Origin of the sequence: Stenotrophomonas sp. GD04024 (assembly GCF_029837545.1) — a bacterium.
GTDB lineage: Bacteria > Pseudomonadota > Gammaproteobacteria > Xanthomonadales > Xanthomonadaceae > Stenotrophomonas > Stenotrophomonas forensis.
Genome location: NZ_JAOEDV010000001.1, coordinates 56,502 through 70,156 on the forward strand (window position 1 = coordinate 56,502; position 13,655 = coordinate 70,156).

General features: G+C 65.7%; 15 protein-coding genes and 3 pseudogenes. All 18 read right to left on the reverse strand.

All coding sequences use genetic code 11. The annotated features are described in order from the left end of the window. Nucleotides 1-33: 33 nt before the first annotated feature. Nucleotides 34-2,313 carry a helicase-related protein gene (locus N7590_RS00310; protein ID WP_003098893.1) on the reverse strand — a complete coding sequence of 760 codons (2,280 nt, stop codon included), beginning with the start codon at nt 2,311-2,313 and terminating at the stop codon, nt 34-36. Nucleotides 2,314-2,449: 136 nt separating this feature from the next. Further along, complete coding sequence (locus N7590_RS00315; RefSeq protein ID WP_003098895.1) at nt 2,450-2,755, reverse strand: hypothetical protein; 306 nt, start codon at nt 2,753-2,755, stop codon at nt 2,450-2,452. 89 nt (nt 2,756-2,844) lie between these two features. After that, nucleotides 2,845-3,165, reverse strand: a complete 321-nt coding sequence (locus N7590_RS00320) for a hypothetical protein (protein ID WP_003098896.1) — start codon at nt 3,163-3,165, stop codon at nt 2,845-2,847. A 50-nt stretch (nt 3,166-3,215) separates the two neighbouring features. After that, on the reverse strand, nt 3,216-4,349 hold the full coding sequence (locus N7590_RS00325) for a DUF6094 domain-containing protein (protein ID WP_254917107.1): 1,134 nt from the start codon (nt 4,347-4,349) through the stop codon (nt 3,216-3,218). Nucleotides 4,350-4,389: 40 nt separating this feature from the next. Continuing rightward, nucleotides 4,390-5,037, reverse strand: coding sequence for a hypothetical protein (locus N7590_RS00330; protein ID WP_003098901.1), 648 nt, complete (start codon nt 5,035-5,037; stop codon nt 4,390-4,392). Between the two features lie 76 nt (nt 5,038-5,113). Continuing rightward, nucleotides 5,114-5,374, reverse strand: a complete 261-nt coding sequence (locus N7590_RS00335; protein ID WP_003098905.1) for a hypothetical protein — start codon at nt 5,372-5,374, stop codon at nt 5,114-5,116. 16 nt (nt 5,375-5,390) lie between these two features. Then, complete coding sequence (locus tag N7590_RS00340; protein WP_003098908.1) at nt 5,391-5,798, reverse strand: hypothetical protein; 408 nt, start codon at nt 5,796-5,798, stop codon at nt 5,391-5,393. Nucleotides 5,799-5,904: 106 nt separating this feature from the next. Next, nucleotides 5,905-6,243 (reverse strand): annotated as a pseudogene (locus N7590_RS00345) (hypothetical protein). 94 nt (nt 6,244-6,337) lie between these two features. Next, on the reverse strand, nt 6,338-7,027 hold the full coding sequence (locus N7590_RS00350; protein ID WP_003098913.1) for a DUF3275 family protein: 690 nt from the start codon (nt 7,025-7,027) through the stop codon (nt 6,338-6,340). 94 nt (nt 7,028-7,121) lie between these two features. Continuing rightward, nucleotides 7,122-7,949, reverse strand: a complete 828-nt coding sequence (locus N7590_RS00355; protein ID WP_003098915.1) for a DUF932 domain-containing protein — start codon at nt 7,947-7,949, stop codon at nt 7,122-7,124. A gap of 145 nt (nt 7,950-8,094) precedes the next feature. Then, nucleotides 8,095-9,000: a DUF3577 domain-containing protein gene (locus N7590_RS00360; protein WP_003098919.1), complete on the reverse strand. Its 906-nt coding sequence runs from the start codon at nt 8,998-9,000 to the stop codon at nt 8,095-8,097. 310 nt (nt 9,001-9,310) lie between these two features. Beyond that, entirely contained in the window at nt 9,311-9,595 is a 285-nt protein-coding gene (locus N7590_RS00365; protein ID WP_003098923.1) for an XF1762 family protein, read from the reverse strand. Next, nucleotides 9,576-9,761: pseudogene (locus tag N7590_RS22115) on the reverse strand (XF1762 family protein); the annotation flags it as partial. The gene N7590_RS00365 and the pseudogene N7590_RS22115, both read right to left, overlap by 20 nt. A gap of 141 nt (nt 9,762-9,902) precedes the next feature. After that, nucleotides 9,903-10,187, reverse strand: a complete 285-nt coding sequence (locus N7590_RS00370) for a DUF3085 domain-containing protein (RefSeq protein ID WP_031629745.1) — start codon at nt 10,185-10,187, stop codon at nt 9,903-9,905. Nucleotides 10,188-10,232: 45 nt separating this feature from the next. Beyond that, nucleotides 10,233-11,224: pseudogene (locus tag N7590_RS00375) on the reverse strand (Tn3 family transposase); the annotation flags it as partial. Between the two features lie 24 nt (nt 11,225-11,248). Then, nucleotides 11,249-12,937: a mercury(II) reductase gene (merA, locus tag N7590_RS00380; protein ID WP_003098932.1), complete on the reverse strand. Its 1,689-nt coding sequence runs from the start codon at nt 12,935-12,937 to the stop codon at nt 11,249-11,251. A gap of 10 nt (nt 12,938-12,947) precedes the next feature. After that, a complete protein-coding gene (gene merP / locus N7590_RS00385) occupies nt 12,948-13,253 on the reverse strand; it encodes a mercury resistance system periplasmic binding protein MerP (protein ID WP_003098934.1) in 306 nt (101 codons plus the stop codon). 12 nt (nt 13,254-13,265) lie between these two features. Then, the gene (merT, locus tag N7590_RS00390; protein WP_003098936.1) at nt 13,266-13,616 is read right to left on the reverse strand and encodes a mercuric ion transporter MerT; all 351 of its coding nucleotides are present in this window, start codon (nt 13,614-13,616) and stop codon (nt 13,266-13,268) included. Nucleotides 13,617-13,655 lie beyond the last annotated feature (39 nt).

The following is a 13,655-nucleotide window of genomic DNA, read 5'->3' on the forward strand; positions in this document are numbered from 1 at the left end:
AAAACGGCCCCGAAGGGCCGTAAGTGGAACGTGTCATGCGGCGACAAGCTGCCGGGCCAGTGCGACCTCGACGGAATCACCGTCCTGGTTCAGGACATCGAGCCCGGATTCGGGCACGTCGCCCGAGGTGGACTGCGAGACCATGATCTTCTTGGCCATCAGCTCCAGGCAGGTCATCTGCGAGGAACCGGCGTAGCCGAGGTAGATCACACGCACGGGCTGCTTCTGCCCGATGCGCCAGGAGCGGCGTGCCGCCTGCTGGAGCGAGTACACGTTGTAGCCCGACTGCATGAACACGATCGTCGGGAACTCCAACAGGTCCAGCCCCGTCTTGACCAACTCGGGGTTGGTGATGAGCACGTCGATGCCACGGTCCAGTTGCTCGGCGATCCAGTCTTCGCGGCGGCTGGCATCCACGCTCGCGCGCAGCACCGCCACCTTGAAGCCTTCCTGCTCCAGCAACACCTTCAGGCGCGACGTGGTGTCGCGCGTGCCGGTATAGACCGTGTAGGCCAGGACCTTGCGGCCCTGCGCCTTCTCCTCTTTGCAGATGTCGATCAGCTCACGCTCCTTGGGGCTGATCTCGAACTCGTTGAACTGAGCCGGGACAAACGCCAAGGTGTTGCGCGTGCGCGGATGCACCACGGTCTCCGACCGGAAGCAGCAATCCGGCCAGGCCAGCAGCACGTTGAGGACCACACCCAGCAAGGTCGTATCGCGTCGCGCCAGAGCCTGTTTCAGCTCGGCGGTCAGCCGACCCGCCAGATCGCGGTAGGCCGCGGCTTGCGCCGTGTCCATCGCGACTTCACGGAACTCCTCGTCATACGGCGGCAGGACGTTGCCGCCGATGTCCTTGAGCTTGAGGAAGATCGTGAATGGCAGGATGCAGCGCAAGACGCCCTTGGGGCCGAAGCCCGGGGCCTTGACCGTGCGCACCGATACCTTGGTGCCCTTGGCCGTCTTGTGCGCCGTGCCGGTGCTCTCGGAGTAGATGTCCTTCAACACCCCGTGATCGCGCATGAACGCCATCGCAGCCGAGGTCATGCTGCCGCTCGTGGTCGGGCGGTAGCCGTCTTCGATCATCCGCCCCGGAAGGGCTCGGAACAGCAGGTGAAAAAGATCATCACCGTAGCCGCCCATCAGCGTGCCAGTCAGCAGCAAGGTCTTGCGAGCCTTCGCCGCCAGCACGCCCATGGCCTGGCCCTGGGCACTGCCCCCGTTCTTGTACTCATGCGCTTCATCAGCGATGAGCAGGTCGAACGTACCTTGCGGCAAGTACCTCTTGATGAACTCCGAGGGTTGATAACCGCCCTCGCCAAAGCCGAACTCCATGTTGGCCATCGCACGTTCCATGCGCGTGGCTTGACGGTCGGAAAACACCAGCTCGCCGTTGCCATCCATGAGGTTGATGAACTCGTGGATGTTGTCGCCCAGCATCGAGGCCAGGAAGCCGTCACCGAACTTCTGCATCAGCTTCTGCGCAGTGACTTCCCCGATGGTCGGGATGCGCTTCAGGGCTTTGAGGACGGCCGAGGACTGGTCGCTGCCGGACAGGCTGCGCGGGCGGATCAGCGTCCACAGGGGCGCAGCGCAATGGCTGCACTTCCTGCGGTACTCCTCGGCTTCGAGCGCGACCGGGTTGACCGGCTCGCCGTCGAGGTCGGTGATGACCGTGCCGCAGTCCGGGCAGGCCGCCACGTCGCCGTGGCGGGTGCGCCGCTGGGTGAAGACGGGCTTCCAGTGGAAACCCATCCGCATCCTGACGCGCCCCAGGACGAAGAACTCCTGGCCCGTGGGCTGCACGCCCAACTGCTCACGCAGCTTGAGGAGCTTGACGAGCGTATCCGGCCCATTGAGCACCCATACCTTGGCGCCGGCCACCGTCTCCTGGATCTCCCGCCGCCACTTGTAAACCAAGTGCGGTGGCGACAGGACCAGAGTGCGGCGGTAGCCTTCGGCGTTGAGCACGGCGGCCGCGGCGATGCCAACGGTCGTCTTACCACAGCCCATCTCGCCATTGACGATCGCGGCGCGTTCGCCACGGTCGATCAGCAGCTCGGCGGCGGCGTGGACGACTTCGGCCTGGGCCGGGAACAGCTTGCGTTTGAGGCTGGCGACGATGAGCTGCCGGTGCGCCTGCGGTTGGCCGGTATAGACAGGCGGGTTGGCGCTGTTGAGGGCGTCGAGCAGTTCGTCGCCGAACTCGCCGACGAAATCCTGAAGGCTCAGGGTCAGAGGGGATGATTCCGCGTCGAGCAGTTCGCCCTGTACGGGCGCGGCGTCAGCGGCAGTGGTTTCGAGATCGAAGGACATTGTGATGCTCCAATGAAAAATGGGGCATGCACCACCCCCAGCGGGGCAATGGCATGCCCCGTGGTGGGAAGGAAATCGGCGCGCGGCCGAAGGTGGTTGAAGATGCTGGCCTGAGTGGCCTGCGGGTGAACCGTGCTCAGTCTTCGGACGGCAGCACGATGGCAGTGACGCTGCGCCCCGCATCGGTGATGATGCGAATGGCGAGTCCCGGGTGGATCACATAGTGCGATTCCAGCGACGCGCCCGATTGAAGTGCAACGCCGTTGGCGTGCCATTGGCAGACGTTGACGTCACCCCAGTCGCCACGGGTGTGGCGCCTGAAGTACGGAATCGGGTCCAGGCGACCCGCGCGGACAAGGCGATCAATGCCTCGGCTGAAGATGAGCGCCCCGATGGGGAACGCCAGCCTCTGGCAGTAGGTTTCGATGCGATGCGATGCCATGGGCTCCTCCTTGAAAGGCTATTGAGCCACGACACCCCTGGCGGAGTGAAGTGGCTCCGTCAAGTGGATGGGATGACGAGGCGGCGCCTTCAGATCAGGTCGCGCTCTTCGGGAAGCTGGACCACCGTGGTCTGGTGGTCTTCGCTGGTCTTCACGAGCAACACCAGTTCCGGCGTGATCCGGTACTGGGAGATCATCAGGTTGTCCTGTTGGATTGCGACGTCGTTGGCTTGGCGGGTGGCCTCATCGATCTCGCCCCAGTCCCCGCGCACATGGCGCTGGACATAGGCCAAGGGGTCGATCAGGCCTCGCCGAGCCAGCCAATGCACCTTCTCGCTCAACTTCAACGTACTCGGTGCGAACAAGGGTTGCTTGCGCGGCGCAGGCCGCTTGAACGGATTGGGGAACATGGTGTTTCTCCTTCGATGTGGTACAGCAGGACGGCAGCGCGTCCGGTGGATCAGCGAATGGTCAGCACCTCGCCCCTTGTCGGGGAGCCAGGCGTCATGTCCCACGCGCGGATAACGGGCACAAACTTGTCGGTGAGGATGCGTGTCTCGGCGATGGAGCCGTCTTCGCGTTCGGTGAATTCCCGCTGGAGCGTCTTGTCCTTGTGGGTGTCACCTTTGACGACGAGCACGCGCCCCGTCTGGGAGCGCACGACGCCGGAGATCGCGCCCGCGGCCAGAGCCAGGGCGAGATGCCAGTGGGACAAGGCCCGCGCCGGTGGACGCAGCGACTGCTGCGCGGTCCCCAAGTGCGTGTCCAGCGACGGCCAAAGGCCTTGCAGCCGGCCAACCTCGTCGGCGAACTGTTCGGGCTCCATCGTCACGCGGAAGAAATGCTCCGGCTCGGCCGGACTGGCGGGGACGATGTACGGCAGGAACGGCCATTCGCTCGGCAGTTCCTCGGCTTCGACTTCGCCAAGCCCAACCTGCAGCAGCAGATTGCGCACGGCCTTGACGCCATCGGGTGCCAGCTCCCGCTGACGGACCCGGCGGCCGAAGATCACCACCTGCTTGAACTGCGTTTCCACCGCTCGGTAGATACGCAGATCGGTGTAGTGGCGCGTCAACCAGCCGACCAGCTCCGCGTCGAGCACGTAGCCGGGGACGATGAAGACCAGCACGCCGCCGTATTGCAACAGCGACAGCGAACGCTGATAGAACAGCTTTTCGAGGCGGGCACGGCCCTGGCCCTGATAGCCGATGTTGCCGTTGACGTCCTTGGACAGGTCGCCATACGGTGGATTCAGCCACAGTAGTCCGAAGGACTGCTTGGAGATCATCGTGTCCATCAGGTCCGCGTGCAGGCAGTGATCGACCAGGCCGCGGGCATGGCGCGCCCGCTCGGCGTCGAATTCGACGGCGAACGCCTTGGTCTGTTCGCGCCCGAGGGCATGAGAGGCTTCGGCGATTGCCACGCCTTCACCGGCGCAGGGATCGAGGATGCACATCGGCCCGTCGCTGGGCATCAGTGCGTTGAGGGCTCTTTCGAGCGTGGGTTCGTCGGTCGGGTAGTACCCATTTTTGGCGAAATTGCGGGCGAGCCGCGGGAACATGAGAGCCATGGAAGTCTCCTGGTTGGCGGGGATGAATGACGGAAGCACGCCAAGGCGTGCCTCCGAGGGTGGGTCAAGCCGCTACCGCTTCCGGCGTCCAAATCTTGGCCGGATAGGGATAGGCGGTGAGCGCGTCACTGCGGATCAGGGAGCCCAGCGCCAAGCTCAGCGCCGGCACGTCGATGGCGAGCCGATGGCCTTCCAGCGGCCCGAGGGCGAACGGAAGGCGGGCCAGCATCTCGCGGCTTTGCAGCAGTTCCAGCACGGTCTCGCGCCAGTGGTCGAGCAGCGGCAACGGGCAGGTGTCCCGCACCAGCATCCACAGGCGGTCAAGCCGGTGGGCGCTGTCACGTGGCAGCAGTGCCAATGCGCTGGCGTTGGCCTTGTCGGGCTTGACGCAGCGCCGGTCGAACAGCCACACGTTGGACAGCGAACCGAACAGCGTTCGCCGGTAGGCGCGCGTGATGCGCTTTTCCAGGCGATCGACGTTGCCGATGAATACCGGGACGCTGCCGCCCTGGTCGGTGATGACGTGGAACTGGTCCAGTCCCTGCTCGTCGCGCCCGAGGGTCAGGCGTGCAAGGAACTGCTGGACGGCGGTGTCCCGCGCCCAGATGGACAGGAAGATCAGGTTGCCCTGGTCATCGCCGACGCAGGCGTCGGCCATCACGTCCGGGCATTCGTCGATGCGGTACAGCGTGGAAGAAGTGTTTGCGGGCATGGTGGTGTCCTCGGATGAACGGGAACAGCACCGCCCGCTGGGGCAAGTACTGCCCCAGGGGGTGGAAGAAAACCGCTCAGTCCGGCTCGAACTGTTGGGTGTGCGGATTGAAGTGAAGCGCCTCGTCCACCGCGGTGATCGGCGTGAAGCCGTCCAGGTAGATGTTGTTGAGGTACTGGTCGCGGTAGGTCAGCGCCTGCCGTGCCTGCTCCTCGGTGAGGCCGTTGTCGATGAAGTACCCCAGCATTTCCTCGTCGGAGGAAACTTCGTCGTTGGACAAACTGCCTTCAACGAGCTTCAACAGCGAGAGCGGGAGTGCAGCCAGGATCGGGTCCATGTCGGTTCCTCCTGGCTCAGGCCAACAGCGCCGCGGCGGGTGCCGTGACAGCCGTGGGTGTGCGCCGCCGTGCGTGGTAGGCGCGAACGCCTGCACGCCAGTCGGCGGACTGCTCCGGTGCGAGGTCCAGATAGGACAGCGGGCACGAGTAATAGTACGGATGCATGGACTCTTCCAGCGGCTTGTAGCCCCACTGGTTGCCGCTTCGTTCCAGCAGATCGCAGCGGATGTAGCGCAGGGACTGGCCCGGCGCGAGATCACGATGCACACCTTCGACCTTGGCGGTCAGTTCGACCACGGACCACAGCACGTTGCTGCGCAATGCGTGAGCGATAACCTTCGCGCTGACGCGCTCGGTCTGCTGTGGTGCGATCAGTTCCGCGATCAGTTCAGACCGCGATTGGGGAGAGAAATACCAGCCCATGAGAGGCCTCCTCGAAAAGTTGAGCTGGAGGCCTCCCCGTGGGGAAGAACCCCCAGTGGGTGATGGAATGCCGCAGGTGCAGCGAAGGAAAACCTATGCCTTGCCCTTAGTCCCAGTCGTCATCGTCGCGATCACAACCAGCCGGGCAGCTGCCGAACTCGATCCCATGCGAGCAATAGCCGTGCTCCGCATTCCAGTCCTGGGTTTCCTGCCGTTCGGCCGGTGTTGCGTAGTCTCATTCCTGTGCGATCTTCAGCGCCTGTGCGCGCTGTTCTTCGGGCAATCGACCGAGTTGCGCGTCGATCGCCGAACTGAAGCGTTCGACGTAGTAGTCGTGAGACAGTCCGCAACCCTTGGTGGCTTGTGCGGCTGCCGTCTCGCAGAGAGCCCGCCACGCGGGTTCATCCAGCGCGGAGCGGGGGATATCGCAAGCGATGGTGGACATGATGAAGACCTCCAGAAGATGGCCAGGGCCTCCCCCGCATGGGGAAGGAACCCCGGCGGGTGGATGAAGAACACCGCGCATGCGGCGTCTGCGATCACGCAGGTTGCAGTTCGGCCTGGCGGCTCCACTCCTGCGTCTTGAAGTCCAGCGCGTAGCCCAGCTCGCCCAGGCGGACGATCTGTGCACGCAAAGCGCGGCGGTCGATGGTCGAATCCAGTTTCACGGACTCGCCCAGCGGCCACAGCAGGCCGAAGAGCGCGGGGTCACCGTCTTGGGTGCTGCCGGGGGCAGCAGCCTCAGCAGGTGGCGGCGCATCCACGCCAAAGGGCGTGGTATCGACCATCGGGTCCGCGGACGCCTGCACGGGTGCGGGCTTGGCGGGCCTGGACGCTTTGGTGGGCTTGGCCGGCGTTGCCGCAGGCTGCGCCCCTTGCTCTTCATCGAGCGGATCGACGTCCTGGGTGGCGAAGCTGCGGGCTTCGTCGCGGCTGAGTTTGTCGATGCCGTTGAGCGTCATGCCGTCGAGGCTGGCACGGATCTCGAACCGCATGCCGCCGCCGACCGGATAGGACTTCGGGAAGATGTACCTGATGATGAATTCCCCGTCGTACTTGCCTTCGGGGTACTGCTCCAGCTCCGGGTCTTTGACCTCGAACGTACCGAGGTGCGTGGCGAGGCGGCCAACCGTGAACGGGCCGTTCTTGCCGCGGATGGTACGCAGCGTGAGCTGGCCGGGGACGACGATGGGCGCAACCGATTTCTCGGGTGCCAATGGGGTTGCCATGATGGTTCTCCTGATGATGAATGACGGGCCGCCGACGGCACCCGGTGGATGAGAGGAAATGGCTTCGCCCGAGGTGGGCGAGGTCCGCGTGGCATCACGCCTTGAGCTGGCGCATGCCTTCGGCCAGCAGCCACAACGCCCGGTTCAGGCGCAGGTTCTGGTCGATGCCTTGCACCGGACGGGTGCGCTGATTGCGGCCGTTGGCCGTGCGTCCGTTCAGGCCCCCTTTGACGAGGTTCTCCTGGACGCGGTTGAAGACGGCCCACAGGTCGTTCTTGCGGTCGTCCCATCGCCGGGGTGCCAGCAGTTGGCACTCCGTGACAGGCGTGGACTTGGCTGGATCGTCGTACTTGAGTGCGAGCGCGGAGTTTGCAAAGACCTCCGCTTCGCCCTCATCGAGGGTGATGGTGCGCATCGCATCGCGCGCGTTCTGCACGCGCTCGAAGCCGTCGAGGACTCCGTAGGCACCTTCGATCACCTGGCTGACCACGTCGCCCTTGTGGGGAACGCGGATGTCGGCGGTGGTGTCACCGCAAACCAGGCCGTTGTGGCAGACGAACCGGAACATGCCGGCGAGCATCTGATAGCTGCTCGTGCCGTCATGGCTGTTGAGCAGGATGATCTCGTTCGCCTCGTCGCCGTTGATCTGGCTTGCATGGCGAAGTCGGATGAGGTGCTTCGTGTACTCGCGCCGGTCTTCGTTGCGCACGCGCGTCTGACACACCATGAAGGGCTCGAAGCCCTCCTGGCGCAGCTTGGTCAGCACGGTCGAGGTCGGTATGTAGGCATACCGATCGGACCGGCTCCCATGTGGAGCGTCGGCGAAGATCGACGGAACGACGGCACGAATGCGGTCGTCCGAGAGTGGGCGATCAGAGCGCAGGATCGGGGATTGCGGAGCAAAGCGGGATACCAGAGACATGGCTGATCTCCTTTGAGAAATTCGACAACCGCGTGGCCGTGAGACCACGCGGAACTCGGGGGATGAAATGCGCAAGCACGCGTCCTGGGGACGCGGCGTACGTGGGGAGGAAAAGCGACAAGGCCCCGTGAGAGGCCGTGCCGGATCAGAACGAAGCAGCCAATGCCGGCTCCTGCTCCTGGACTTGCGCCTCGGGCTCGCGCTCGGCGGGCTCGGTGGCCGTGTCGATGGCATCGTCGGCTTCGGACGCGGATGCGTCTTCGGCCGGCGGCGCCTCGGCTTGCGCCTGGCTCGTCGGATAGACCTGGGTGCCGTCGATCTTGATGAGACCGATGTGGACCAGCGTCGATTCCAGGCTGGCGGCCGGTTCCCCGGCGTGCTCACCCTTGGTGCGGATGTACGGATCGATCTTCATGTCGTTCAGACGGAAGGCGATCAGCACCTTGCGGTCACCCTCGATGGCCTGAACGCACCGGCGAACCAGGTGCTCGGCTTCCGGGGTGGCGACGATGGTGTCGAAGTACCGATACTCCGGTTCATCGACAGGCCCGGCCAGTGCCGCGACGGTGCAAGAGAGGAACGAGTCGCCAGCTTTTGGGGTGACGTCCTTCACACGATTGAGATAGCCGATGCCGCGGGTGATCAACTCGTGCTGCTCGATCGAAGCCAGTTCGGCCCGGTCGATCAGTTCGGCCTTGAGCAGTCGCGCCTTGAGGGACGCGGCGGCCTGACCCTTCTGCTCACCCTTGTCGCGGATGTACACATCGCCCCACAGGTCACCGAGGCGAAAGCGCACCAGCGGGCGCTGCTTGGGATCGTCAACGCCGATGTAGCGCTGAACGAGCTTCTTGGCCTCGGCACCCGAGACCTTGACGTCGAAGTAGCGGTAGCTGGGGTCCCGGGCGGGGCCGACCAGCGCGGCGATGGTGCATGCCAGGAAAGGCTGCGCACGGCGGCCGCCCCGGACGGGCACTTCACGGACACGCTGGATGTAGCCGATGCCCGAGGTGTGGAGGTCGAAATACGATTTCTCGTTGGACGTGGTGTTCATGGTGAATCTCCATTGGGATGAAGCGGAGACACACCGGCCCACGCATGCGGGGAAGGTGCGTGACCCCGCGGTGGGTTGATAAGGCGAAAGCATCCGCCACCAGAGGCTGGTGGCCGCTCGCGGAAGGATGCGGTGCGAGCTGGCTCGGTCACGCAGTGGGAACTGCGCCGCAACCTCGAAGACCGATGGTTGCCTGGCATGTCGCTGACGACGTCAGCAGGCATGGGGCCAGCATGGCGGGGCCTCGCGCGCGCGGCAGCAATCAATCGGCACCCGGGCGCTTCCCTTTGTCCGCGCCACCCGGCGCCTGTCACAGGCACTTGGCGCCGCGCAGGTGCTCGGGGGTATCGGCGCGCGGACGGCCGGGACGGCTCCAGGCGCCGCCACCGCGCGCGCCGATCAGCCGCCAGCCGGCGGCGCGCAGGCTGGCGCCACCTTCGTCGGGCATGGTGTAGGTGAGCAGGCGTATGTAGCCCAGCGCCCTTGCCGCCTGCCAGGCCGCGCCGTAGAGCTTGCTGCAGGCGCTGGGTGTGCCGTCGGTGCACAGCCGCGTGACTTCCAGCGTCCAGGTGCCGCGCGACCGGGCGGCCGACAATGGCCACGCCGTGGATCAGGTCGCTGTCGCTCAGCGTGACGGCCAGGGCGAACTTCGCGCCCTGGACCGGGCGGTGGTGGCGATGGTGCAACAGAACGAATGCATTGGCCGTGCGCAGCGACACCGGTAGGAGGTGCAGCCTCGGCGAGGTCGATGGCGTGTTCATGCGGTTGTCTCCGGTGGCATGCCGGCGTTGTGGCCGGCGGGGCGTGCCTCGGCGGCTGGAGACAAACGCGCACGCGCGGCGATGGCGGCGGTGCGAACAAAAGAAGGCCCCCGATGCGGGGGCTGCGAGGCGGTTGCCGCGTCAGGCGGGAGGCACCACTGCTAAGGACAGGTGCGTGGCGGTGGCGGAAAGCACGAGATCGTCCGCCGAGTGCTGGAGGCGCGTGAACAGGCCGTCCTTCGGGTCGAAATACTCCGCGAAGTCATCGCCGCCCAGCTCGCGGCCGGCGAGGTGCCACCAGTCATCGAACGGGTCGGTGTCCGGGTTGCATCCGACGGCGTAGGCGAGCAGTGCCTGGCGCCCATCCGGGCGACGCTCCCCACGCTCGGCGAGGAAGTACACGCCCTGATCCTTGACCAGGACAATGCGGCACTGATTGGGGACGTCTCAGAAAACGGAAAAAATCGTACGCTAAGCCGGTTGCAGCGGTCGTAGCGGCCTGAACTTGCCCGCGCCGATCTTGGCGCTGCTGCGCCAGAGGTAATCGCCGGTCAGGTTGATGTGCTCCCAGCCCAGCGGCGACAGGTACTGCAACAGGGCGTCATCGACAGTCTGGCCGTGACCGCGTAAGGCGTTTGAGGCCCGTTCCAGATAGACCGTGTTCCACAACACTATGGCCGCCGTCACCAGGTTGAGGCCGCTGGCCCGGTAGCGCTGCTGCTCGAAACTGCGGTCGCGGATTTCGCCCAGCCGGTTGAAGAACACGGCGCGGGCTAGCGCGTTGCGGGCTTCGCCCTTGTTCAGTCCGGCATGCACGCGGCGGCGCAGCTCGACGCTTTGCAGCCAGTCCAGGATGAACAGCGTTCGCTCGATGCGGCCCAGCTCGCGCAGCGCCACGGCCAGGCCGTTCTGGCGCGGGTAGCTGCCGAGTTTCCTGAGCATCAGCGAGGCCGTCACCGTGCCCTGCTTGATCGAGGTGGCCAGCCGCACCTTGGCGTTGATCGCCTTGCCGGACGCCTGGAACTGCTGCTGATGCTTGTGCTTGGCAGCGTTGAACAGCTTGCCCAGGATGCGGTCGTGCAGGTCGATGATTTCGTCGGTGACGGTGGCCATGCCCTCGATGGCGAGCGCACCAGGGTCGCGTAGCGGCGCTGTGCCTCGAACTTGGCCAGATCGGCGGGCGTCATCTGGCCGCCTTCGCGGGCGATCTTGAGCAGGCGGTTCTGGTGCACCGACCGCTCGATGCCGGAAGGCAGGTCGAGCGCCTGCCAGGCTTTGAGGCGCTCGATGTGTTCGAGTATGTGGCGCGAGTTCGGCTTGACGGGCGACTGGCGCAGCCAGGCCAGCCAGGTCGTCTTGCCGTTGTCGTGGCGCTTGAGCAGATCGTCGAGGCGGTGCCGGTGGGTGGCCGACAGGGGATCGGACAAGGCCGCGTAGATGCGGCGGTTGGCGCGGCTGTAGGCGTTCATCGAACACCTCCCTTTTCCTCATCCGGCGCAACAGGACAGTTGCTTCACGTCCTTGTTGAAGGTCTGCGCCGCGAGCTTCAGTCCCTCGACCATGGTCAGGTAGGGGAACAACTGGTCGGCCAGCTCCTGCACGGTCATCCGGTGGCGGATCGCCAGCGCGGCCGTCTGGATCAGTTCGCCCGCTTCCGGCGCGACCGCCTGTACGCCGATCAGCCGCCCTGAGCCAGCTTCCGCCACCAGCTTGATGAAGCCGCGCGTGTCGAAGTTGGCGAGCGCCCTCGGCACGTTGTCGAGCGTCAGCAGCCGGCTGTCGGTCTCGATGCCGTCGTGGTGCGCTTCCGCCTCGCTGTAGCCCACGGTCGCCACCTGCGGATCGGTGAACACCACCGCCGGCATCGCCGTCAGGTCCAGCGCCGCGTCGCCGCCGGTCATGTTGATCGCGGCGCGCGTGCCGGCCGCCGCCGCCACATAGACGAACTGCGGCTGGTCGGTGCAGTCGCCGGCAGCAAAGATGTGCGGTGCGCTCGTGCGCATGGCGCGGTCGATGACGATGGCTCCCTGCGCATTGACTTCGACGCCTGCCGCTTCAAGGTTCAGGCTGCGCGTGTTCGGCGCGCGACCGGTGGCGACCAGCAGCTTGTCGGCGCGCACTTCCCCCTGCCCGGTGGTGAGCACGAATTCCCCGCCCGCATAGGCAACGTGGCTCGCCTGGGTGTGGTCCAGCACCTCGATGCCCTCGGCGCGGAAGGCGTCTGTTACGGCTTCCCCGATGGCCGGGTCTTCTCGGAAGAACAGCGTGCTGCGCGCCAGGATCGTGACCTGGCTGCCCAGCCGGGCGAAGGCTTGCGCCAACTCGACCGCCACCACGGAGGAACCAATCACGGCCAGCCGCTCGGGGAGCGAGCTGCTTTCCAGCGCCTCGGTGGAGGTCCAGTGGGGTGTGTCCGCAAGGCCCGGGATTGGCGGAAGCGCCGGGCTCGCGCCGGTGGCAATCAGGCAGCGGTCGAAGTTCACCTCGTGCGTGCCGCCGTCAGCGGTCGCCACGGTCAGCGTGCGCGTGTCCCTGAACCGGGCCTCGCCGCGCAGCACGGTGATGGCCGGAGTGCTTGCCAGGATGCCTTCGTACTTGGCATGGCGCAGCTCCTCGACGCGGCCTTGTTGCTGGGCCAGCAGCCGCTCGCGCAGTACAGCGGGCGCTGCGGCCGGCAGGCCAGCATCGAACGGGCTTTCGCGGCGCAGGTGGACGATGTGCGCGGCGCGGATCATGATCTTGGACGGCACGCAGCCGACATTGACGCAGGTGCCGCCGATGGTGCCGCGCTCGATCAGCGTGACGCGGGCGCCTTGCTCCACGGCCTTCAAGGCAGCCGCCATCGCCGCGCCGCCGCTGCCTATCACAGCCACGTGCAGCGCTTGTTCACCGCCAACATGCTTCGTTTCGCCACCGAGCCAGCCCAGCGCCTTGTCTAGCAGGCCGGCAGGCTTGTTCGGCGTGTCGGTAAGCCGTGCGCGATAGCCGAGCGTGGCCACTGCGGCAACCAGCGGGGCCACGCTCACGCCTGCATCCGCCTCGATTTCGGCCTGCCGCTGCGGATAGGACACCGAGGCCGCGCGCACGCCGGGCACGTTCGTCAAAGCCTGCTGGACGTGCTCGGCGCACGACGTGCAGGTCATGCCTTCGATGTGGAGGGTGATCGCCTCGGCCATGATTACGCCCTCACTGCTTGACGCTGGACGGGTAACCCGCGTTTGCGGTGGCCTTGGTCAAGGCGTCGGCATTGGTCTTGGCCTCGTCGAAGGTGACGACGGCCTCCCGCTTCTCGAAGCTGACTTCGGCCTTCTCGACGCCGGCGACCTTGGACAGAGCCGTCTTGACCGTGATCGGGCACGCGGCGCAGGTCATGCCGGGCACCGACAGGGTGACGGTCTTGGTGGCAGCCCAGGCGGGCGCGCTTAGAGCGGCGGCCAGGGCGATGAGGGTGGTGAGGGTGGTGAGGGTGGTGAGGGTGGTGAGTTTCTTCATGGTGATCTCCTTTCAGTAGAACAGCGGCAGGACGTAGGGAAACGCGAGGGCAACCAGAACCAGGGCGGCCACGATCCAGAAGATCACCTTGTAGGCAGTCCGCACTTGGGGCACGGCGCAAACGTCGCCGGGCTTGCAGGCATGGGCTGGTCGGAAGATGCTGCGCCAGGCGAAGAACAGCGCGATGAGCGCTGCGCCGATGAAGATCGGCCGATACGGCTCCAGCACGGTCAGGTTGCCGATCCACGCGCTAGAGAAGCCGAGCGCGACCAGGACAAGGGGGCCGAGGCAGCAGGCCGAGGCGAGGACGGCCGCGACGCCGCCGGTCGCCAGTGCGCCGCGGCCGTTCTTGGGTTCCGACATAAGGTTCTCCTTCCGGGACTTCGCTTGATGCTGTAACGT

Coding starts and splice junctions, on each gene's coding strand:
- N7590_RS00310 (WP_003098893.1), bottom strand. CDS start 2,313: ATGTCCTTCGATCTCGAAACCACTGCCGCTGACGCCGCGCCCGTACAG.
- N7590_RS00315 (WP_003098895.1), bottom strand. CDS start 2,755: ATGGCATCGCATCGCATCGAAACCTACTGCCAGAGGCTGGCGTTCCCC.
- N7590_RS00320 (WP_003098896.1), bottom strand. CDS start 3,165: ATGTTCCCCAATCCGTTCAAGCGGCCTGCGCCGCGCAAGCAACCCTTG.
- N7590_RS00330 (WP_003098901.1), bottom strand. CDS start 5,037: ATGCCCGCAAACACTTCTTCCACGCTGTACCGCATCGACGAATGCCCG.
- N7590_RS00335 (WP_003098905.1), bottom strand. CDS start 5,374: ATGGACCCGATCCTGGCTGCACTCCCGCTCTCGCTGTTGAAGCTCGTT.
- N7590_RS00340 (WP_003098908.1), bottom strand. CDS start 5,798: ATGGGCTGGTATTTCTCTCCCCAATCGCGGTCTGAACTGATCGCGGAA.
- N7590_RS00350 (WP_003098913.1), bottom strand. CDS start 7,027: ATGGCAACCCCATTGGCACCCGAGAAATCGGTTGCGCCCATCGTCGTC.
- N7590_RS00355 (WP_003098915.1), bottom strand. CDS start 7,949: ATGTCTCTGGTATCCCGCTTTGCTCCGCAATCCCCGATCCTGCGCTCT.
- N7590_RS00360 (WP_003098919.1), bottom strand. CDS start 9,000: ATGAACACCACGTCCAACGAGAAATCGTATTTCGACCTCCACACCTCG.
- merA (WP_003098932.1), bottom strand. CDS start 12,937: ATGGCCGAGGCGATCACCCTCCACATCGAAGGCATGACCTGCACGTCG.
- merP (WP_003098934.1), bottom strand. CDS start 13,253: ATGAAGAAACTCACCACCCTCACCACCCTCACCACCCTCACCACCCTC.
- merT (WP_003098936.1), bottom strand. CDS start 13,616: ATGTCGGAACCCAAGAACGGCCGCGGCGCACTGGCGACCGGCGGCGTC.